Source organism: Neobacillus massiliamazoniensis (genome assembly GCF_001048695.1).
Classification (GTDB): domain Bacteria; phylum Bacillota; class Bacilli; order Bacillales; family Cytobacillaceae; genus Neobacillus; species Neobacillus massiliamazoniensis.
This window is the reverse complement of record NZ_CVRB01000001.1, coordinates 1,167,842-1,189,565: the sequence shown is the minus strand read 5'-3', so window position 1 is coordinate 1,189,565 and position 21,724 is coordinate 1,167,842. Positions and strand designations below refer to the sequence as shown.

The following is a 21,724-nucleotide window of genomic DNA, read 5'->3' as shown; positions in this document are numbered from 1 at the left end:
TTAACTCCTAAGTAAAGATTATTTATATAATCCGCGGAAAAATAATAATTTGTAGCAGATAGAATAATAGTATTTTTTAGGAGGGATTATATGTTAGGCCATTTAGGATTTTCATATGTAGGTCTAATATATTTATTGATGCTATTCATTCCAAATATCATTTGGAGTAAGAATCTGCCAATAGATTATGACTATTCCCAAGAAAACAAAATATTATTATTGTTTGAACGTATTGGGCAAGTGTGCTGTTCGTGTAGTATTTTGATTTTTAGTGATTTTAACATTGCTCCGTTTTCAGTATGGAGTTTGTGGCTAATAGCATCATTTTTACTGATGATTCTTTATGAGATTTGTTGGATTAGATATTATAGTAATGAGAATACAGAAGAGAATTTTTATCGTAGTTTTTGTGGGATTCCCGTACCTCTCGCAAGTCTGCCTGTCATGGCTTTTATGCTATTAGGTATTTATGGTAAAGTTATTTGGCTGATTGCATCTGCTATCATAATTGGTATAGGACATATAGGAATACACATTCAGCATTTAAAAGCGATAAAATAAGTTTTATAAATTCCAATTTGTTTAACTGAATTAAAAAAAGGTTGCAGCAACAACCTAATCTTCTTAAAAATCATTTATTTGTAAAAACAATTAAGTTATTTTGCGTATTTTATGCCAGCAAGCTTGATATTGTTTTTATCATCAGACCCACAAGGTGTTACTGCATAAGTCATTCCACATTTTGGACAGTTCATAACAATCGTTTCTAATGTAAAGGTTTCTCCACACTCACAGTTAATCTCGTGTGCCACTTTTGGTGCATTGTTTTCTCTGCCTTTACTTTTTACATGGTCAACGACGTCTTTCCCATCTTTTAACCTTGATGTACATCCGCAGCTCATTCTTAACCCTCCAAGAATTTTAAAAGTTTAATAGAGTAAATTAAGAATAGCACAGAAACATCGAAATCAATGTGTCAATAATTCAACACATTAGGAATGTACCGATAAAACGTTATTTTTTGGAAAAATAAAAGGTATGTAATGATCATATTTCATCATTAATGCTTCTCCGCCAAATCATATGATCAAACCCTTCACCCCAATAATCCTTCAGCAAATAATCAGGCTCTCCAAATTTCTTTTTCCATACCTTTTGTGCATTGGTATACCCGCTATCTAAACAAAATTCTTTGATTCCCTTATTCTTTAAGGTGAGAAACATTTCATTTAATAGTAAAGTACCGATTCCAACTCTTTGATAATCCGGAAGAACAAATACAGTTCCTACCTCATACCATTCTTTCAATGCTCCATCTGTACAAATAGCAATCAACTCACTAGCAGGACCATATTCAATTGTACCGATAATTTTATTACTGTTTTTATCTATAGTGACCAAAAAATATCGATTCTTCCCATTGCTCTCAAAATCAGATATCAAATATTTTTTCTTCATTTCAATTTCATTTTCTATATCATCAATCAGCTCCGATAAACCTTCTCTGGCATACGTATCCTTAATGACTGTAGTAAAAAATTGATGTAGCTCTTCACAATCCTCAATTCGTGGTCTTCTTATCTCAACGTTATACAACCAAAATCACTCCTTGATCTTCTAAAATCTCCTTTTTGTAAAAAAGATCTGATCGTTGTACTCTCTCTAATTCGCCAATCCATGGAACATCTCCTTCAATCAAAATAATGCCTAGTTATTGTACAAACGGGTGCCATATTTGAACAAAGAATGCAGAAGCAACTCTTTTTCTAAACTACTAACGGATCAGTTTAAATAAGGAATTTAAAAAACAAAAGGACAGATTTGACTAACCAATCTGTCCTTTTGTCGTATTGTGGAACCCAACATGCCCTATGTTAAGTGCACATTAAATGAATGAAGTTCCTACAATGATAAGAAGAATGAACAATACAACGATTAAAACAAATGCTGAACCGCCGCCGTATCCGCCGTATCCATATCCGCCGTATCCAAATCCGCCGTATCCGCCATACCAACCCATATTTCTCACCCCCTTTTTTGATTATTCGAAGGGGAAACCTTCTAATTATATATATTTTTTTAAGAAAGGTTTTGATTGGACAATCATCATAGCGATAGGATAAATCAGCGATTTTACGTAAGAATACAAAGAAGCGTCTGCATAATCTGCAAACGCCTCTAAGGAGGTAGCTATATATGTTCGGTGGATAGTAATAACATATTCAATAAAGAAAAAATGGAATGGACAAGTGCTGATTAAAAGTAAATTAATTAGAGAATTTACAAATCAGCCTTTCTTCACTCAATACTCCTGTGCTATTCTGGTTAGGCTACAATAACACATCATTCGTTAAAGCCGAGTATCCCAACATCCACAAAACGGGTCTACCGGGCTCTTCCCTTTAAATTCGGATTCCCCAGTTAACTTCTTATAAAGATAATCAATAATGTTTTCGTTTGCGTGATAGCAGTTAATCATGACAGGGACTCTCGGAATATCGAATAAATGATATGGGTTGCCTAGAGAAATGAAAATAGTAGGCACTTCCTGAATGAACCATGGTAAGTCACCCGCAAGCATTGGCGACCACTGCACCCGCAAAGTAGGCTTTAGCATAGCGGAAGAAAGGTTCGCCAAATAAATAACAAGGTCAAATTGTTCTTTTATTGTGTACGTAGGCGCTGTAAATGACGCTCCAAAATTTTGATTTGGGTCAAAGATAACCACCTCAAACCCATTTGTTCGCAGCTGATCTGCAAAGCTTTCAGTGTAGGATTTTGAGTAGAAGCCCTCTGCTTTTAACTGAGAGTTTATGCCCTCTACAGGAATTAACAAAACTCGCCGATATTGATTAGAGGATATAGGTAGTAATTGTTTTGTATCTTTTACTAAGGTAATGGATTCATCTGCTGCAATGGATGCCCACTTCTTATGTTCTTGACAGCCAAGTACCTTAAGCTCCTCATCTCTCAGAACTATCGCAACGGCTTCTTTTTTATGGAGACCAAGAGATGCTTTTAAGGCCAACACTCTCGTAGCTGCTTCCTCTACTCTTTCCATCGTCAGCAGTCCATTTTCAAGACCCTTCATCATAAAATTAAAGTCCTCTTGGATATCTCGGTTAAAAAGGAACACATCGCAGCCCGCTTCGATTGTTAAAGGAACTGCCTCTTCTCTATTCTTTGCCATTGCGAACCCAGCCATCATGGTAGAGTCAGAGACAATAACACCATTAAATTGCAGTTGTTCTCTTAGTAAATCCTGTAACAATTCTTTAGATAGAGTAGCCGGCATTATTTCTTCGTCCTTTATATCAGGACGAAGCTTTTTGGAATAATGAGGGAGCATAATATGTCCAGGCATAATCGTTTTTGTACCTGCCTCAATTAATTCCTTATAAATAATACCATAGGTACGATCCCACTCCTCTACAGAGAGAGAGTTAACAGAAGTCACTAGATGGTGATCTCTTTCATCGACACCGTCTCCCGGAAAATGTTTGATGGATGCCGCTAGTCCGTTTTCTTGCAAGGCTTGTACATACGCTTTGCTCATTTTTATAACGGTGGATACATCTGATCCAAAGGTACGAATATTGGTAATAGGATTTCGAAAGTTTATATCAATATCTACTACAGGTGCAAAAGACCAGTTACAGCCTACAGTACTGCCCTCTTTAGCTGCAATTTCCCCTAACTTGTATGCTATTTCCGTGTTTCCTGTTGCTGCTGTCTGCATGGGATTAGCAACTGCTGTCCCGTCCAATGCAATGCCATTTCCTCCGGCTTCTAGGTTTGCCGCAAGAAGTAGAGGAATAGCGGATTGCTCTTGCAAGAAACGATGAACATCCTGAATCGTCTCCCCCTTATCCGGTCTAAACATAAATCCCCCGGGCTTATAGGTATCTAATGTCTCTTTTAAAAGCTCTTTATCCTTTAACATGCCGTGCAGGCAGAAAAGTTGTCCGACTTTTTCTTCAGTAGTCATAGAGGATAAGGTTTTGTTCACCCAATCAATATCTTCATCTGTTAAATAAAATGGATTTCCCTTTAAATTCATCCTGTTTTTCCTCCTCGGGTCACTTTTTTATATTTTAATCTGATGAAAAAATTGTGTTTTCACTGAGCCTTAGCTATATTGCTTTCTCGTTTCATTTTTATCTCAGATAAAATCTTCTCATAATTCCCTTCTGTTAACTGATATTTAATGAGCGGCACAACAGAGAATAGTAACAAGATCCCTGGAATAATCGTAAATAATAGCTGCATCCACACCAATGTTGTACCTGATTGAGTATGATTAGGGATATAACCAATACCAGAAAGCATATAAGCTCCTATTCCTCCCCCAATCGCACCTGCTAATTTAGAACGGAATGTGTTAGTAGAAAATACCGTTCCCTCTGCTCGTTTTCCAGTTTTCCATTCGCTGTATTCCACACAATCGGCAATCATAGAACTCATCGTAATCGTCGCTATACCAAAAAACACAGCACCTACAATAGTTAGTGTAAAGAACGGAATCATACTTTTGCCTACAAAGAATAAAGCAATATACGACACGCCGTAACCAACAAGTCCGATGATAGTCGTTTTCTTTTTCCCTAAGCGCTTCGAAATCATCGGTACAAACATGGCTCCTATTAATACTGGCGCTACGCTCACCAAAGAAAAGAAAGGGAAAAGATTTTCTGCATGTAAATAATATTTGAAATAGTAGATACCGAAACCACCTCGGAATTTTGTTACGATATCTTCAATTAACATTGTCAACAACAACAGCAGAAGCGGCTGATTCAATTTGATGACGCGAAAAGCATCTCTGAACGTAAACTTTTCATTTCGTGTTACGTTTACTTGTTCTTTTACGTTGAAAAATGTAATCCAGAAAAAGACGACACATAATACCGCATAGATCAAGCTGACAAGGAACCAACTGTTTAACGCTTTAACAAGCGGTAAGGTAAAAACACTTACAACTAATCCACCGATAATTGCCATTACACGAGGTACCATAACCACTTTTATCCGTTCCTTTGGATCGTCTGTGATAGCGGCTGTCATGGACCAATATGGAACATCCACTACAGAGTAGCTCATTCCCCACATGATATACGTTACATATGCGTAAATAATCTTAGCAGCGGGACTGATATGAGGCTGTAAAAAGCAAAGAACCGTAAGACCGGCCATAATAACCGGGGCAACCAGAAGATACGGTCTAAACTTTCCCCATTTGGATTTTGTATTATCCACAATGACACCCATGATAGGATCCATAAAAGCATCCCAAACTCGAGCAACAAGAAATAATGTTCCTACAGCAGCTGCCGAAATCCCAAAGTAATCGGTATAAAATAGCATTAAATAACTAAGAATGAACACCCAAATAAAATTCGACCCAAGACTCCCCAGCCCGTATGATAGAGCTGTTTTTGACGAAACCTTCATTATATGTCTCCTCCTGATTTCTTGTGTATTTATGTTTATGGACAATACGTTTCTGCGCTTATTAGTTTGTATATCTTTTAGTCTGGATGCACCTTTCTTTTTAGTTGTATACAAGTAGAATACTAGCTGATTGTAAATCATATATTAATTAATTTTAAATTCCATGTAAATTTTTCGTTTATAAATCATGAACCTTACGATTATCTACTTGCAGTTGTTCCTCGCCTACTTTAAGATTATTTTGTAAGTGACAAATGAAAGGAATAAAAAGTTAAATGTCATCTAAATCTTTGATAGATATTGCGTATACAGAAATACGCCAAAAGATCATTCTCGGCGATTTCATGCCTGGAACATTATTATCGGAAAACGAACTTGCAAATGAACTAAATATGAGTCGAACACCGATTCGAACAGCTATTTCTCATTTGGAATCGGAAGGTTTTGTGGTTTCATTAAAGAATCGGGGCATTTTGGTGAAAGAAATTTCGGTTAAAGAAATTTTGGATATGATAGAAGTGATGATCTCTTTTCAAATACAAGCGTTAGATTCAATTATTGAACGCGGTTGTCCTATAGATATCCCTGAATTAGAAAAGTGTCTCAATAAGCAAATTGAAGCCAGCCGTCAAGATAATTATCCTGAACACGTCAGATATTCCCATATGTTTTCACGCTGTATTATTTCTGTTTTAAATAATCAAGTTATGCTGCAAAATATGGATTCGTATCAAGATAAAATTATCATGATTGCCACCATAAACTGGAAGCGCACTCCTCACCAGCCACACTATTCCTATAACCGCATTAATGAATCTCTTTATCAAGCCTTGGCATCCAGCGATTTTGAAGGTGCAAAGCAAATAGTAAAAGAGGCTCTTCGCAACACTCGTAATCGTGTGGTAACGGAAGGAAGAATGTAAATTTTGAATTTTACTTGTCTATCTATGACTTTACCTCACATTACTCAGGGACTTCAGATACTAAATCTTTAGTCCCTTTTTTTTTCTCTCTATAATTCAGAACACTTTTTTCTCCCTCTCTTTTACATATTCTGTTCTAGATTAGCTGTAGGAATGTATAGCATATTCCCGTGCATCCCTTCGTATACAAAATACCTATTTTTTAACGATAAAATGCCCCCAAAGAATATCAGTTCAACGTATCTAACATTCGAAAGTTACAAGAATTTAAAAAAACGTTAATGCTTTCTTTACAATCTAGTAGTATTCTACTTGTATACAACTTGTGTTAAAAAGAGGATGTTATTTTCCAACTCTCCTATAAGCAAGTGTTCATAATTACAATTAGAAGAGGTGTTTATTTAATGGAAATTACAACAGCAAATCGTTTTGAGACCTATCCTGCAAACCGAGTAGTCCCTTTTATTGGAGCTAATAACTTTCGTGATATGGGCGGCTATAAAACATCTGATGGCCGTACAGTAAAGTTTGGACTTTTTTTCCGTTCAGCTGAACTAACAGGTTTAACAGATGCAGATTTGAATTTCTTCAAAACATTAAACATTAAATACATTTTTGATTATCGCGATGATTTGGAAGCACAAACGAAGCCCGACCCTATTCTTTCAAATGTGACATACGAACGTATCATGGCATCAGAGCAAAATAATCCATTCGGCACTATCGAAGAACTGACTAGAAGTAATTTCTTCAAAAATCTTAACTTAGATTTTATGTCGGAGTTGTATTCCAAACTTCCACTAAAAAATCCAGCTTACAAACGATTGATGCAAATTATCCAAGACCCCAATAATTTGGGCTTATTACATCATTGTGTTGCTGGAAAGGATCGTACGGGTGTTGGTGCTGCTCTAATTTTATCAGCGCTTGGGGTTCCGAAAGAAACAGTTATGAAAGATTATTTATTGACTAATGAAACGATGAAAGAGTTTAACGAAAAAGTATTGAAGCAAATTTCAGCGCATTTTGATGACAGAGGTCTTCAAGTTATGGAACAGCTGCTTGGAGTAAAAGAGGAGTTTTTAGAGGGCGCTTTCCAATCTATTACGAATACGTATGGAAACCTTGATACGTACTTTGCTCATGAGTTCGGTTTAACAAAGGAAAAACGACAGGCATTACAGAGCTTTTGTCTTGAATAGGATCATGTATGTCTAGATAAAATCGGATGAGATTTCATTGAAAGGGAATTGGGGTAATCCTAGTTCCTTTTTCAATTGGGGTCTGTGTACTCATTGGAGACAGAAGCATTAGTGTTTATGGAATCTTTACTAAAAAAGAGATTGCCACTTGGCTTTTCCCTGAAATATATTCAATAAACTTTTTTCCTAACCTATATTGCGTCATCTTTATTCCATTCTAAGCTTATATTTATTTTCCTTCCAAATTTAAACCCTCCTTTTGAATGTAAATCGCTGAAAGTTACCATGAAAAACTGATTCGCTGATAGAAGTGTAAAATTCGCTGATAGCCTATATTTTTATTACTTTAAGCCCCTATAAGCAGCCAAAATTTAATGAAATACTCCTGTATTCCCAAAAAACTATGCTAAATTTCATTGTTGATGTTATAAATCAAAGAAGAAAACACATTTTAGTGACTTGTTACTAGAGAAATTGAGATGTATGGTATTTCATGCAATAGCCTAGAGCAGCTTATACAAAGAACAACACGCTACCCTCTGGTTTAAAAAAATTGCTATGTTAAACATTGATGTTGAAAAATTTACATTTAACGTAACATTGACCGTTCATATTTGGTTTTACATGCCGATAAACATATTTCTACTGAAAGGCCCCCAATTTGCATCATCAAAACCAGTCATTCCTTCTAAATTAACAAAACAAGGGAGCACAATATGCATGAGACCCGATATAGCATTAGCCCTAAATGTCATGACGAATCTCATATTCGAATAATCGATAGGTATAATTATTCCTGCATCAGGACGTATGGAGTTTGATCCCGCAAGTTCATAGTCCATTCCCTCAGTTGAAATACCAGTGGAAATGGGATGCTCTATATTACCTCTAATCCAGTAATTGGAGATATTTGTTGCAGACGCTAAATCAGTCCGCTGATCATAAGTAATTAATATTTGATTTGGAGCAATTTGTTTTGCCTCCAATAGAATGGGATGAGGCGGCTTTTGCCGGTTATTATGATACCTAATCACTTTTTTTCCTCCACAAAATAAATAGTCAATTGACTATTTATTTTATGGTATTTGACTTGTGTATGTTCATTTATGTTCACCAACTAATTTTCCGTAAAATAAAAATAAAAAAAGTTATTGACACAAGAGTTTTTACGTATTATGATTATCTCATATTCAAGATATCTTAATTCAAAATATTTATAGGAGGTGAAATTTATGAGGAGAAAATGCTCTAATTTACCCTATCTAGTTTTAATGCAAACATCTAAAGCGATTCAGGATCGTTTGAGGTTGGAATTGAGCAAAAATAACCTTAGTATAACGGACTTTTCTGTTTTAGAAGTCCTTTACTTTAAAGGAAAACAAACCATTCAACAAATCGGTAACAGCATACTAATATCAAGTGGTTCAATGACTTATGTAATCGATAAATTAGAACAAAGAGGCTTGTTAAATCGAAATGCCTGTCCTGATGACCGTAGAGTAATACATGTAACCTTAACAATTGATGGTAATGATTTGATGGAGAAAATCATGCCGGAGCATCAGGAATTAGTTGATTACATGCTTGGTTCTTTAAATAATGATGAAGCAGATAGTTTGGTCAATCTTTTGAATAAAGTAAGAAAAAGAGTAGAAATTTAATTTTTTTGACATAATATCTCAATTTCGAGATAAATAATCATTTAGGAGGATTTTATCATGTTAAATATCGGTCTATTAATTATTCGATTAGTTATTGGAGTTTTGTTTATTGGTCACGGTGCTCAAAAATTGTTTGGTTGGTTCGGTGGTTATGGTTTAAAAGGAACAGGAGGATGGTTTGAATCCATTGGCATGAAACCAGGGGTAACCATGGCTCTTTTCGCAGGATTAGCAGAATTTATTGGAGGCATATTGTTTGCTTTAGGACTCTTAACCCCCATTGCCGGAATTATGATTGCAGGAACTATGGTAATGGCTATTGTTAGAGTGCATGGTCCAAACGGTTTATGGGCAACAGCAAATGGATATGAATATAACTTAACAGTGCTTGCGATTGCGATTGGTATTGCTTTAACAGGTCCTGGTCAATATGCTCTTGATGCATTTTTATTCTAAAATATCTTGATTTCGAGATAAATAATCACTTAGGAGGATTTTATAATGTTAAATATCGGTTTATTAATTATTCGATTAGTTATTGGAGTTTTGTTTATAGGTCACGGTGCTCAAAAATTGTTTGGTTGGTTTGGTGGTCATGGATTAAAAGGAACGGGAGGATGGTTTGAATCCATTGGCATGAAACCTGGGGTAACCATGGCTCTTTTCGCAGGATTAGCAGAATTTATTGGAGGAGTGTTGTTTGCTTTAGGACTCTTAACCCCCATTGCCGGAATTATGATTGCAGGGACTATGGTAATGGCTATTGTTAAAGTGCATGGTCCAAACGGTTTATGGGCAACAGCAAATGGATATGAATATAACTTAACATTGCTTGCGGTTGCTATTGGTATTGCTTTAATAGGTCCTGGTCAATATGCTCTAGATGCTATTTTATTCTAAAATATCTCGAAATAGAGATTGTTGAACTCGAAATAATATTGGAGATTTAACATTCATAGGATGGAACAGGATAAGAGAGTAAATACTTGTTGTAATCAAGATTATACAGAAAAAAGGAGTGGAAAAGATGAACAAGAAAACAATGGGTATTCACCATATTACAGCTATTGTCGGGCATCCCCAAGAGAATGTCGATTTCTACGCAGGGGTTTTAGGTTTGCGTTTAGTCAAACAAACCGTAAATTTTGATGATCCAGGTACTTATCACCTTTATTTTGGAAATAAAGGTGGAAAACCAGGAACAATTATTACATTCTTTCCATGGCCAGGAGCTCATCAAGGAATCATTGGAGGTGGTCAAGTAGGAGTTACTTCATACGTGGTACCTAAAGGTGCTTTGGAATTTTGGGAAAAAAGACTTGAAAAGTTCAATGTTCCTTTTACTAAAATAGAACGCTTTGGAGAGCAATATCTAGAATTTGATGATCCACATGGACTTCATTTAGAAATGGTTGAAAGAGCAGAAGGAGAAGCCAATCAATGGAACTTTGGAGAAGTAACACCCGATGTTGCGATCAAAGGCTTTGGCGGAGCAACCCTTTTATCTACTCAACCTAATAAAACAGCGGAATTGCTAGAAAATGTTTTGGGGCTTGAACGGGTCGGGACAGAAGGAGATTTCATCCGTTTTCGTTCCTTAGCTGAGATTGGAAATGTTATTGACCTTAAATTAACTCCTATTGGGCGAGGACAGATGGGTGTTGGAACAGTCCACCATATTGCGTGGCGGGCTAGTGATGACCAAGATCAATTGGATTGGAAAGAGTTTGTTCAAGCAAATGGATATGGTGTAACACCAGTACAAGATCGAAACTATTTTAACGCTATTTACTTTAGAGAACACGGAGAAATCCTATTCGAAATTGCAACGGATCCTCCAGGATTCGCTCATGATGAATCACAAGAAACCATGGGAGAGAAATTAATGTTGCCTGCGCAGTACGAGAAAAATAGAGAACAGATTGAACGTCGGTTACTTCCAATTAAAGTAAGAGAATTAGACTAATTCACGAAAAGGATTGGCTGGTGATCGTTCCCTTCTAAAATCCCATTGATGAAATGGAGAGATAATAATGCAAAAAACAGCAGGTATTCACCATATCTCAGCGATGGTTAACGATGCACAAAGAAATATTGACTTCTATGCAGGTGTACTTGGGCTAAGACTTGTTAAAAAAACGGTAAATTTCGACCGTCCAGAAGGTTACCATCTTTATTTTGGGAATGAAACGGGTCAACCTGGAACAGTTATTACTTTTTTCCCATGGAGTAAACAGTTAAAAGGGCGAATTGGAACAGGGCAGGTCGGAGTCACCAACTACATTGTTCCAATAGGATCGAGTAAATTCTGGGAAAATCGCTTGGAAAAATTCGGAATAGAATTTAGTTCATCCGTTCGCTTTGGTGAAAGATATCTGAAATTTAATGACCCAGACGGACTCCAACTTGAATTGGTAGAACGAAATGAAGGGCAAATAAATAGATGGAACTTCGGTGGAATTCATGAAGAAAATGCCATTAAAGGATTTGGTGGTGCTGTCCTTTTTTCAGCTCGGCCACATAAAACTACTGAGATGCTTGAAAACGTTTTGGGACTGGAATGCCTTGGACAAGAGGAGGAATTTCTGAGATTTAAGGCAGAAGGACAACTTGGAAATATTATTGATATTATGCTAAATCCTTCCGTCCGAGGGCTAATGGGAGCAGGAACGGTTCATCATATAGCTTGGAGAGCAAAGGATGAAGAGGATCATCAAAGATGGAGAGCACTTCTTCAAAATAAAGTATATTATCCAACCGAGATTCTTGATCGAAATTACTTCAAAGCCCTTTATTTTCATGAAGAAGGAGGAATCCTCTTCGAAATAGCGACAGATCCACCAGGATTTGCAGTGGATGAACCAGTCACAACCCTTGGAAATAAACTTATGCTGCCATCATGGTTAGAGTCAAAGCGAGAAGAATTAGAAGAAACCTTACCGCCGGTGGAGGTTCGTGTTTTGGAGGAAGATAAATGATGAAACACATATTTAATAAAGGGACAGATTCGACAAAACCAACTTTTCTATTGCTTCATGGTACTGGTGGAAATGAATTAGACCTGTTACCTCTTGCGGGAAGAATTGATGATGAGGCTAATGTATTAAGCGTCCGTGGGAATGTATTAGAAAATGGAATGCCTCGATTTTTTCGAAGATTAGCTGAAGGAGTCTTTGATGAAGAAGACCTTATTTTTAGAACAAAAGAATTAAATCAGTTTCTTGATGAGGCAGCTGAAAAGTATAGTTTTGACCGAAATAATATGATTGCTATTGGTTACTCAAATGGAGCTAATATTGCGGCGAGTTTATTATTTCACTATCAAAATGCTTTAAAGGGGGCAATTCTTCATCATCCAATGGTCCCTAGAAAAGGAATGATTCTTCCTGATTTATCTGGGAAGTCAGTATTTATTGCTGCCGGAACAAACGATCCAATTTGCTCACCAATGGAATCAGCCGAACTACAATCCTTATTAGAAAAAGCTAATGCGGGTGTAGAACTCCATTGGGAAAATAGAGGTCATCAATTAACAATGGAAGAGGTAGAGGCTGCAGCTAATTGGTATAGAAGGATTTATAAAAAAGGCTTTTAGAAGAGAAAATGGCTTGGAGAGTCCAAGCCATTTTTCTTTGAAAAATATTACTAAACATCTATAACCTACCGTTTTTCCCTCTTCTCTTTATTTTCGGTCGCTTAGAACATCTATAAACTACCATAGGCGTTAAAAGCCGTTTCATTTTTTCTCCAAATCCAATCCCAACACTAAATACTCCTCAATGCATCAATTGGATTAAAACTTGGATGCCTTTCTCGCTGGAGCAATACCAAAAATAATACCGCCCTTAACTGTTTTGTTTTCAACGTCCTTCAGCTGGTATGGTATCGTGCTGCTTTTCTGCTATTGTTTTCGTTGCAGCATTTTTTTTGGGCATAAAGATCGTTACTAAGAATGCTAAGATACCTAAAATTGCTGTAAAAAAGTAAGCATCATTTATGCCAAGTATAGTAGATTCCTTAATAAGCTGAGTTTTGGACAGGATATTACCGGAATGAATCAGAGTTTCAGCATGGTTCTTTGTACTGGTTGTCATAATCGTTACTACCAGTGAAGTTCCAATCGCACCTGCAACCTGCCGAACTGTATTCGTCACGGCTGAACCGTGAGCATTTAGTTGTTTCGAAAGAGAATTTAGTCCAGCAGTAGTGATAGGCATCGTTAGGAGAGACATACCAATGCGTAAGATGATGGTCCTAATCATCAAATAGCTGTAACTGGTCGTTTCACTCAAATGTGTAACTCCCCATATGGCAGCAATATTAAAGATTAGACCTACAAGAGCTAGTGGTTTTGCACCAAATTTATCGAATAAGCGTCCAGATATAGGTGACATCACAGCATTTAATAATGCGCCTGGCAGTAACAGTAAGCCCGTTTCAAGGACTGTGTATCCTCTACTTGATTGTAGATAAATAGGAAGTAAAATCATATCTGCATACATTACCATCGTAACCAAGCTATTAATGAGTGTTGCCATCGTGAACATCTTGTTCATAAAGACACGCAGATTTAGTAATGGATCATTTGAAGCAAGCTGACGCCAGATGAAGAGAATAAGGAAAATAACACCGCCAACTAAAAAGGTTAGTACCTCAGCACTTCCCCAGCCCTTGTCACCAGCAGTGCTAAATCCATATAGTAAACCGCCAAACCCTACAGTTGAAAGAATAATACCAATCATATCGAGTTTTGGTTTGGATGTATCTGATACATTTACTAAATATTTAAATGCTAAAGCGATCACAATGACTACAAGTGGGAACATACCGATAAATAACCAGCGCCATGAAAAATATTCGATAACAAATCCTGCCAAGGTAGGGCCAATGGCTGGTGCGAATATCATGGCAAGTCCAATCATACCCATGGCAGTTCCACGATTTTCCTCAGGAAACACCACAAGTACAACCATCATTAATAAAGGCATTATGATACCTGCTCCTGCCGCTTGGATCAGGCGCCCTGTTAATAACAAAGCAAAACTTGGGGCAATGGCGTTAATGAATGTACCCACTAACAACAAAAACATAGAGCATATGAAAAGTTGCCGAGTGGTAAATCGTTTCATTAAAAAGGCAGTCACCGGGACCAAAATACCATTGACCAACATAAATCCAGTTGATAACCATTGAATGGTTGAAGCAGAAACCTCAAATTCCTTCATCAAATCGGGTAAAGCAACATTTAATATTGTCTGATTCAGAATGGATAGAAATGAGCCTAAGAGTAAGACGAATAGTAGTATGCCTTTTTTGGCTTGTGCATTAGGCTGATTCATCATCAATTTTCACGTTCCTTTCACTTTCTTATCTAATTGACACTTTGTCGATTAATTGATATGTTGTCAATAAAAAAGATACTAACATGCAAATAATAAAAAAACCATTTACACTTTCAGCCTAAGTGTTGACTAATTGACAATGTAAGGGATATTTGTCGTAAAAGTGATGAATTATAGTCAAAGGATTGATAAAATGTCTACAAATAATCAGATAAAGGTGGATCCTCGAATAAAACGCACAAAGAGAATGTTTAAAGAAGCACTTATTTCATTGCTCGAAGAGAACTACGATAGAAGCAAATTGACTGTTCAAAGTATAGCAGATCGTGCAGAATTAAATCGTGCAACTTTCTATTTGCATTATCGTGATATTGAGGACTTAATGGAGCAAATGATCAATGAAGTCCTTGATGAGATGTATCAAACAATCAACCCTCTATCTCAGGATAATCTGTCTTTAGGAAAAGCTTCACTTATCTCTTTTCTAGAGCATATCTATCAACATGCAGGTCTCTTCAATGTGATGCTGGAGAATAAGGATTTTCGCAAAAGAGTATTCAGTATGCTTCTAGAAATCGTGTCACTTTGGAGGGAAGAAAGAAAGGTGAAGGGCCGTTCGTTTCAGGTTTCAAATGAAATAATTGCTTCTTCGACGCTTGGTATCGTGACGTGGTGGATACAGGAAGGTACGCCATATAGTCCAAGCTACTTAGCAAACCAAATAATTAAGATGGTATAGAAAAACATTAATTCCTAATCCAAATTGGCTTTAAATCGTATCCCCTTAAAAGGGTTACTTAATATAGTCGTCCCTTACGATAAACTACCAAAAATAGAGGGAAATCGAATAAACGATAGCCTATAAAGGTTCTAAGCAACTGAAAACAATGGATAATCGAAAAAACGGTAGCTTATAGAAGGCAAGTCCATATATGTGCAACAGCTAGCTAAAACTGCATAACAAAAGGACAGATTAAACTAACCAATCTGTCCTTTTTCCGTACTGTGGAACCCAACCTGCTCTATGTTCCGTGTAATTTAGTAAGTCATCATAGAAGCTCCTACGATGATAAGAAGAATGAACAATACAACGATTAAAACAAACATTGAACCGCCGCCGTATCCGCCGCCGTATCCGTATCCGAATCCGCCATATCCGCCAAACCAACCCATATTTTTCACCCCCTTTTGGATTATACGAAGGGAGAACCTTCTAACACTATATATATTTTTTTTAGACAAGATTTGATTGGACAAATATCATAGAGATAGGACAAATCAGCGATTTACATAAGAATACAAAGAAGCGTCTGCATGATCTGCAAACGCCTCAATGGAGGTAACTATATATGGCTGGTGGTTAGTAATAGCATATTCAATAAAGATAAAACGGAATGGACAAGTGCTGATTTAAAGTAAATTAAATAAAAAAATTACAAATCAGCTTGTCTTCACCCAATACTCTTACTATTCTGGTTAGGCTATAATTAGTAACCGTACTTGCTCATACTTTATTTAAATGAAAAAGAAAAAGGGATCAAAAAAGAAACCATCAAAAGGAAAGAAGAATGGTCTTCCAAAAAACGGGCCACCAAATCCATAACCATCATTTGAGTCGGAAGACCCTATTTCCGCAATTTCTAGACCATCTTTTTTTATATTTACGACTTTTCCTACGACCCATTCTCCATCTTTATTTCGAAAGCGTATCATTTTACCTTTTAAATGCTTGGCACTTTCATAATTTAATTCCACTGCAAAATACCTCCTTTCTATATTGGACTTGCTATAATATATGAAAGGAGTTATTAAGTTGCAAAGGCAATCTACTATGCCTATCATCTTTTAAATTTTTATTTTTGAGAATGAATGAGATTTAAACAAACAATTGAAAAAAATAGACTTTTCTCGTTGAATTTCCCTTCTACTTTAATTCTTCTTCATGAATGAAGGAATGCATTTTTATGGAGGAATAGAAAAAACATTGGGTGATTCTGCAAATTTTTGAAGGTGTTATTCTAAAACTTTGCTGAGAATGAGGGCTCGCGATGAAACGGCACATAAAAATCTAAAATGGCACATATATTCGAAAAACGGCACATATCCCGGTCAAAACGGCACATATATTTTTAAAATGGCACATAAAATTCAAAATCGGCACATATCCGTTTTTTTCAGGTGATTTTCTAGTAAAAGGGCTCCGATATTTACAAGTGGGGCTCTTTTTAATGGTGAAAATGGTGGCTCAGCCGCAAACGGCACATAAAATCGAAAAACGGCACATTTCCTGGCCAAAACGGCACATATATTTTTAAAATGGCACATAAAATTCAAAAACGGCACATATCCGTTTTTTTTAGGTGATTTTCTAGTAAAAGGGCTCCGATATTTACAAGCGGAGCTCTTTTTAATAGTGAAAAAGTTCGGGTTCAAATGGCTCCTAAAAGTTAAAAACGGCACATATAATCGAAAAATGGCACATATCCCGGTCAAAACGGCACATATATTTGGAAAACGGCACATAAAAACCAAAAATGGCACATATCCGTTTTTTTGCAGGTGATTTTCTAGTAAAAGGGCTCCGATATTTACAAGCGGAGCTCTTTTTAATGGTGAAAATGGGTGCTCGGAATCAAATGGCTCCTAAAAGTTAAAAACGGCACATATAATCGAAAAATGGCACATATCCCGGTCAAAACGGCACATATATTTGGAAAATGGCACACAAAAACCAAAATTGGCACATATCCGTTTTTCTCCAGTCGTTATTACATAAAAGCTACCCTTCAGTAGCCCAAAAATCGCAAATACCAAAAACTTTTTCTTTATAGGTTGGCGTCTCTTCTATAGAATCCTAAAGGAGGTGCATAGCGATGAACAAGAAAGAGAAAGATCAAAAAGAATTACTTACAGAATTAGTGTTGGAAAACAAAGAGAAATTTTATCGATTAGCCTATAGTTACGTTAAAAATGAAAATGATGCTTTAGATATTATTCAAGAATCAATCCATAAAGCTCTTAAAGGGATTCATACCTTAGAAAATCCTCAAGCTTTAAAAAGTTGGTTTTATCGTATCGTAGTTACCACATCGTTAGATTTATTACGCAAAAAGAAAAAGGAAATGATAGTGGATGATGATACTTTAGAATTTTTTATCCCCAAAAGGAATGATACATATGAAAATGTTGATTTAACCAGGTTACTCAATGATTTGCCTCCAAAATATCGAACTGTGATCATTCTTAAATTTTTTGAAGACCTAAAAATTCGTGAAATAGCTGAAATTTTAAATGAAAAAGAAAACACGATTAAGACACGTTTATATAAAGGGCTTAAATTGATGCGTTTAGAAATGAGTGATAATTCCTATTTAGGAGGTTATTAAAATGAATAATAAAATGGAAGCATTAAAGAAAGAGTATAATGAGATTCCGATCCCAAGTCAGTTAGACTTTGTTGTAAGAAAGGCACTGAAGCAAAAGCCTAAGAAGCGCATCATGCCAAAAGTGGCTGTCGGACTAGCTGCTGCAGCTGCCATTTTTATTGGAGGATTAAATGCAAGTCCGGCATTTGCACAGACTATGGCAGATGTTCCTGGCCTAAAAAATGTAGTGAAAGTATTAACATTTAGAGAATTTAAGGTGGATGAAGGAACGTACCGTGCAGATATTAAAGTACCTGCCATTAAAAACCTTGATAATAAAGAATTACAAGCAACGTTAAATCAAAAGTACCTAAATGAAAGTAAAGAACTCTATCAACAATTCCAAACTGATATGAAAGATTTAAAAGAAAGTGGCGGCGGACATTTAGGGGTAAATAGTGGGTATGAAGTAAAAACAGATAATGACCAACTCTTATCCATCGGACGTTATACTGTTAATACAGTCGGATCGTCTTCAACAACGTTCCATTATGACACGATTGATAAGAAAAATAAACTGCTCATCACTTTACCAAGTCTATTTAAAAGTGATGCGTATGTAGATTTGATTAGCAATGAAATTAAAAAGCAAATGATTGCACAAATGGATAAAGACCCTTCCCTAACTTATTGGGTAAAGAATCCCAATAAAAAAGATGATAATCCACTAGACACTTTTGAAAAAATAAAGCCCGATCAAAATTTCTACATTAACAAAGATCACAAATTGGTCATTGTTTTTGACAAATATGATGTAGCTCCAGGTGCCATGGGTATTGTTGAATTCGTCATCCCTACGGACGTCCTAAATAACGTTTTGGTTAGTCATGAATATTTAAAATAGCATCCGACAGTTTGACACCTACCTTTTTCCAAGGATAAAAGAAATGAGGATGTCCCAAAAGGGTCCCGCTCGTTCAAAACGCAATATAGCAGATTAATAAGTTAAGATCAGCTATATATTGTGGGTTGAGGGGGCTGACACTTTTTTCTGGGACATCCTCATTTTATTTCTTATTTTATAATTAGGGCTTTTTACTTAGTATTTTTCCATATTTACATAGGTATTACGGTGCAAATACCTATTATCTTGGCTACCCCAAACTTACTAAAAAAGTACTACGAATCTTAACAATAATTAACGTATAATTCATGCTGTATTTACATTAGCCCTGTAAAGTAATAAAGGTAAGATATCACTCGGAGGTGTAGGTATGAATGTAAAAAAGCTTGCAAAAGTGATTAATGTCCTCAGTGTTACTGCTTTAGGTACGATTTTTGCTGTATCTCCAATAACGACCAATGCCCAAGTTAATGGAAAGGTTCCTGCCCAAGTCAGTGCACAGGCTAAAGAAACAAAGGTAGAAACTAAGACACCGATTAAACATGTTGTTGTCATTTTCGGGGAAAATGTTTCATTCGATCATTACTTTGGCACATATCCATATGCCATGAACGTTAAAGGCGAGCCTAAATTTACTGCAAAAACAAATACACCAGAAGTTAATAATCTATTAACTCCAAAAGATTATAATGGTACCCAGCCAGGTATCTCAAAAACAAACTTAATTACTAATAATCCGAACGCTGCCAATCCTGTCCGACTTGATCGCTCACAAGCAATGACAGATGATATGGATCATAACTATCATGCTGAAATTGATGCCACTGATGGTGGAAAAATGGACAAAGCAGTCGAGAGTACAGGCAGTGGGAAAAACCCAGGAGTTGTAATGGACTATTATGATGGCAACACAGTTACAGCTCTTTGGAACTACGCGCAAAATTTTGCCATGAGTGACAATTCCTTTGGAACAACTTATGGACCGTCTACCCCTGGTGCATTAAACCTGATATCAGGTGAAACTCACGGAGCTACAGTGTACGATAAGAATGGCCAAAAAGTAACGAACGATATTTTAAATGAGTTTGAAAATGGTACCATCACTGGCGATCCAAACCCATATCTTGATAAGGCTTCAACAGGTATGACGGCTGCTATGAATGATACCAATAAAAATGTCGGTGACTTATTAAATGGAAAAGGGATTACTTGGGGCTGGTTCCAAGGCGGATTTGCTGATCCTACTGCTAAACATACCAATATTGGCGGAGCGTCAGTTACCGATTACAGTCCACATCATCAGCCATTTGAATATTACAAGTCAACAGCAAACCCAAATCATGTGGCACCTAGCACTCCTGGAATGATTGGTAAAACGGATCAAGCAAATCACCAGTACGATATGAAGGATTTCTGGACTTCTGTGGACAATGGAAATATGCCAAGTGTCAGCTACCTTAAAGCACCAATGTACCAAGATGGTCATGCAGGATATTCAGATCCATTAGACGAGCAACAATTTATCGTAAATACGATTAATCACCTTCAAAAGACTCCTGAGTGGAAAGACACAGCTGTAGTCATTGCTTATGATGATTCAGATGGTTGGTATGATCATGTATTTGGACCAAGCAACGGTCAAACTGTTGAGTCAGGGAAAGCTGGATTAGGACCTAGATTACCACTTTTAGTAGTCTCACCATATGCAAAGAGTAATTATGTCGATCATACTGTAACTGATCAGTCTTCCATCCTTAAGTTTATTGAGGATAACTGGAATTTAGGCCGTATCGGCGGTACTTCTTCTGATGCAAAAGCAGGAAGCATTGAAAACATGTTTGATTTTACAAAAGGCCCACGCACTCAAAAACTTTTCCTTGATGAAAAAACAGGCCAACCTTTAAACGAGAACAAAACTGAAGATCAACAAGGAAATGAAAAGTAAGTTTCAATAAGATATCAGAGTAAATTCTAATTAATAATGACCAAAAAGACCTAGCTGAAGTTCAGTTAGGTCTTTTTGTAGACCGCTGAGAAAGTCATTTCGCAACGGTTATTTTTTGTATTTTTCACTTACCTTGTATGCATCCTATCTTACCAACCAGCCGCCATCGACTGCTAAAATGTGACCATTCATATAGTCAGATGCCCGACTCGCCAAGAATACAACCGTTCCCATTAAATCAAATGGTGTTCCCCAACGTCCTGCTGGAATACGTGACAAGATCTCTTTATTACGAGCGGCATCTTCCCGAATCGGTGCTGTATTTGCAGTTGCGATATATCCTGGTGCAATCGCGTTAATTTGTATATTGTGCTCTCCCAATTCATTTGCAAATGCTTTTGTAATGCCTGCCACACCATGTTTACTAGCTGTATATGGAGGGACAAATTTACCACCTTGGAACGATAACATGGAAGCAACATTAATAATTTTCCCACTTTTTTGCTCGGCCATGACTTTCGCTACCTCTTGGCTTAAAAAATATTGGGCATTTAAATTGAGATCGATTACGGCATTCCAATCTTCTTCTTTGTATTCAAGCAGCGGTGCTCGACGAATGGTACCGGCATTATTGACCAAAATATCAATTTTCCCGTACACATCTAGACAAGTCTTAACGATTTCATTGACCGTACCTTTCTTTGTTATATCTCCTTGTAAGAAATATACTTTACGTCCCTCTTTTTCAATGAGATCCCTTGTTTCATCCCAACCTTTGCTATGTGCAACAATGAATAAATCTGCACCCGCTTTTGCAAGTGCTACTGCATATCCTTGGCCTAAACCTGTATTCCCACCTGTTACAATCGCTACTTTTCCGTCTAAGCGAAAGAAATCCATCGAAAATGCATCTAAATTGGTCATGTTGAAC

22 protein-coding genes and 1 pseudogene are annotated in these 21,724 nt (G+C 36.6%); 13 read left to right on the top strand and 10 right to left on the bottom strand.

What is annotated here, in order from left to right; genetic code table 11:
- Positions 1-90: 90 nt before the first annotated feature.
- On the top strand, positions 91-561 hold the full coding sequence (locus BN1082_RS05690) for a hypothetical protein (protein ID WP_090632025.1): 471 nt from the start codon (positions 91-93) through the stop codon (positions 559-561).
- 95 nt (positions 562-656) lie between these two features.
- Here the strand turns inward: BN1082_RS05690 and BN1082_RS05685 are convergent, their stop codons facing one another.
- From BN1082_RS05685 to BN1082_RS05665, 5 genes and pseudogenes are all read right to left on the bottom strand, one after another.
- Entirely contained in the window at positions 657-902 is a 246-nt protein-coding gene (locus BN1082_RS05685; protein WP_090632022.1) for a hypothetical protein, read from the bottom strand.
- A gap of 145 nt (positions 903-1,047) precedes the next feature.
- On the bottom strand, positions 1,048-1,596 hold the full coding sequence (locus BN1082_RS05680) for a GNAT family N-acetyltransferase (RefSeq protein WP_090632021.1): 549 nt from the start codon (positions 1,594-1,596) through the stop codon (positions 1,048-1,050).
- Between the two features lie 289 nt (positions 1,597-1,885).
- Positions 1,886-1,954: pseudogene (locus BN1082_RS28835) on the bottom strand (YjcZ family sporulation protein); the annotation flags it as partial.
- 396 nt (positions 1,955-2,350) lie between these two features.
- Entirely contained in the window at positions 2,351-4,060 is a 1,710-nt protein-coding gene (locus BN1082_RS05670; protein ID WP_090632016.1) for a glycoside hydrolase family 3 protein, read from the bottom strand.
- A gap of 59 nt (positions 4,061-4,119) precedes the next feature.
- Positions 4,120-5,451, bottom strand: a complete 1,332-nt coding sequence (locus BN1082_RS05665; RefSeq protein ID WP_176699658.1) for a glycoside-pentoside-hexuronide (GPH):cation symporter — start codon at positions 5,449-5,451, stop codon at positions 4,120-4,122.
- A gap of 275 nt (positions 5,452-5,726) precedes the next feature.
- On the opposite strand from BN1082_RS05665, the gene BN1082_RS05660 reads away from it, so the two are divergent.
- Both BN1082_RS05660 and BN1082_RS05655 read left to right on the top strand, forming a co-directional pair.
- A complete protein-coding gene (locus tag BN1082_RS05660) occupies positions 5,727-6,374 on the top strand; it encodes a GntR family transcriptional regulator (RefSeq protein ID WP_090632010.1) in 648 nt (215 codons plus the stop codon).
- Positions 6,375-6,778: 404 nt separating this feature from the next.
- Positions 6,779-7,576 (top strand): tyrosine-protein phosphatase, encoded by a 798-nt coding sequence (locus BN1082_RS05655; RefSeq protein ID WP_090632008.1) that lies wholly within the window; start codon positions 6,779-6,781, stop codon positions 7,574-7,576.
- A 620-nt stretch (positions 7,577-8,196) separates the two neighbouring features.
- On the opposite strand, the gene BN1082_RS05650 is transcribed toward BN1082_RS05655, so the two are convergent.
- Positions 8,197-8,610 (bottom strand): hypothetical protein, encoded by a 414-nt coding sequence (locus tag BN1082_RS05650; protein ID WP_090632005.1) that lies wholly within the window; start codon positions 8,608-8,610, stop codon positions 8,197-8,199.
- Positions 8,611-8,808: 198 nt separating this feature from the next.
- On the opposite strand from BN1082_RS05650, the gene BN1082_RS05645 reads away from it, so the two are divergent.
- From BN1082_RS05645 to BN1082_RS05620, 6 genes are all read left to right on the top strand, one after another.
- Complete coding sequence (locus BN1082_RS05645) at positions 8,809-9,237, top strand: MarR family winged helix-turn-helix transcriptional regulator (RefSeq protein ID WP_090632003.1); 429 nt, start codon at positions 8,809-8,811, stop codon at positions 9,235-9,237.
- Between the two features lie 57 nt (positions 9,238-9,294).
- Complete coding sequence (locus BN1082_RS05640) at positions 9,295-9,693, top strand: DoxX family protein (RefSeq protein WP_090632001.1); 399 nt, start codon at positions 9,295-9,297, stop codon at positions 9,691-9,693.
- A gap of 45 nt (positions 9,694-9,738) precedes the next feature.
- Positions 9,739-10,137 (top strand): DoxX family protein, encoded by a 399-nt coding sequence (locus BN1082_RS05635; protein ID WP_090631998.1) that lies wholly within the window; start codon positions 9,739-9,741, stop codon positions 10,135-10,137.
- A gap of 127 nt (positions 10,138-10,264) precedes the next feature.
- Positions 10,265-11,203, top strand: coding sequence for a ring-cleaving dioxygenase (locus BN1082_RS05630; protein WP_090631995.1), 939 nt, complete (start codon positions 10,265-10,267; stop codon positions 11,201-11,203).
- A gap of 67 nt (positions 11,204-11,270) precedes the next feature.
- On the top strand, positions 11,271-12,215 hold the full coding sequence (locus BN1082_RS05625) for a ring-cleaving dioxygenase (protein ID WP_090631992.1): 945 nt from the start codon (positions 11,271-11,273) through the stop codon (positions 12,213-12,215).
- A complete protein-coding gene (locus tag BN1082_RS05620) occupies positions 12,212-12,832 on the top strand; it encodes an alpha/beta hydrolase (RefSeq protein ID WP_090631990.1) in 621 nt (206 codons plus the stop codon). The genes BN1082_RS05625 and BN1082_RS05620 overlap by 4 nt, the downstream gene beginning before the upstream one ends.
- A 265-nt stretch (positions 12,833-13,097) precedes the next feature.
- On the opposite strand, the gene BN1082_RS05615 is transcribed toward BN1082_RS05620, so the two are convergent.
- A complete protein-coding gene (locus BN1082_RS05615) occupies positions 13,098-14,576 on the bottom strand; it encodes a DHA2 family efflux MFS transporter permease subunit (RefSeq protein ID WP_090633176.1) in 1,479 nt (492 codons plus the stop codon).
- 250 nt (positions 14,577-14,826) lie between these two features.
- On the opposite strand from BN1082_RS05615, the gene BN1082_RS05610 reads away from it, so the two are divergent.
- The gene (locus BN1082_RS05610) at positions 14,827-15,318 is read left to right on the top strand and encodes a TetR/AcrR family transcriptional regulator (RefSeq protein ID WP_245640329.1); all 492 of its coding nucleotides are present in this window, start codon (positions 14,827-14,829) and stop codon (positions 15,316-15,318) included.
- 299 nt (positions 15,319-15,617) lie between these two features.
- Here BN1082_RS05610 and BN1082_RS05605 read toward each other — a convergent pair whose 3' ends face one another.
- Positions 15,618-15,752 carry a YjcZ family sporulation protein gene (locus BN1082_RS05605; RefSeq protein WP_090631985.1) on the bottom strand — a complete coding sequence of 45 codons (135 nt, stop codon included), beginning with the start codon at positions 15,750-15,752 and terminating at the stop codon, positions 15,618-15,620.
- A 342-nt stretch (positions 15,753-16,094) separates the two neighbouring features.
- Entirely contained in the window at positions 16,095-16,334 is a 240-nt protein-coding gene (locus BN1082_RS05600) for a hypothetical protein (RefSeq protein ID WP_090631982.1), read from the bottom strand.
- A 1,118-nt stretch (positions 16,335-17,452) separates the two neighbouring features.
- On the opposite strand from BN1082_RS05600, the gene BN1082_RS05595 reads away from it, so the two are divergent.
- The 3 genes from BN1082_RS05595 (at position 17,453) to BN1082_RS05585 (ending at position 20,793) form a co-directional block, all read left to right on the top strand.
- Positions 17,453-17,965 carry an RNA polymerase sigma factor SigV gene (locus BN1082_RS05595; RefSeq protein ID WP_090631979.1) on the top strand — a complete coding sequence of 171 codons (513 nt, stop codon included), beginning with the start codon at positions 17,453-17,455 and terminating at the stop codon, positions 17,963-17,965.
- Between the two features lies 1 nt (position 17,966).
- On the top strand, positions 17,967-18,848 hold the full coding sequence (gene rsiV, locus BN1082_RS05590; protein ID WP_090631977.1) for an anti-sigma-V factor RsiV: 882 nt from the start codon (positions 17,967-17,969) through the stop codon (positions 18,846-18,848).
- 370 nt (positions 18,849-19,218) lie between these two features.
- Positions 19,219-20,793 (top strand): phospholipase C, encoded by a 1,575-nt coding sequence (locus tag BN1082_RS05585; protein ID WP_090631974.1) that lies wholly within the window; start codon positions 19,219-19,221, stop codon positions 20,791-20,793.
- Between the two features lie 144 nt (positions 20,794-20,937).
- Here the strand turns inward: BN1082_RS05585 and kduD are convergent, their stop codons facing one another.
- Positions 20,938-21,717 carry a 2-dehydro-3-deoxy-D-gluconate 5-dehydrogenase KduD gene (kduD, locus tag BN1082_RS05580; RefSeq protein WP_090631970.1) on the bottom strand — a complete coding sequence of 260 codons (780 nt, stop codon included), beginning with the start codon at positions 21,715-21,717 and terminating at the stop codon, positions 20,938-20,940.
- Positions 21,718-21,724 lie beyond the last annotated feature (7 nt).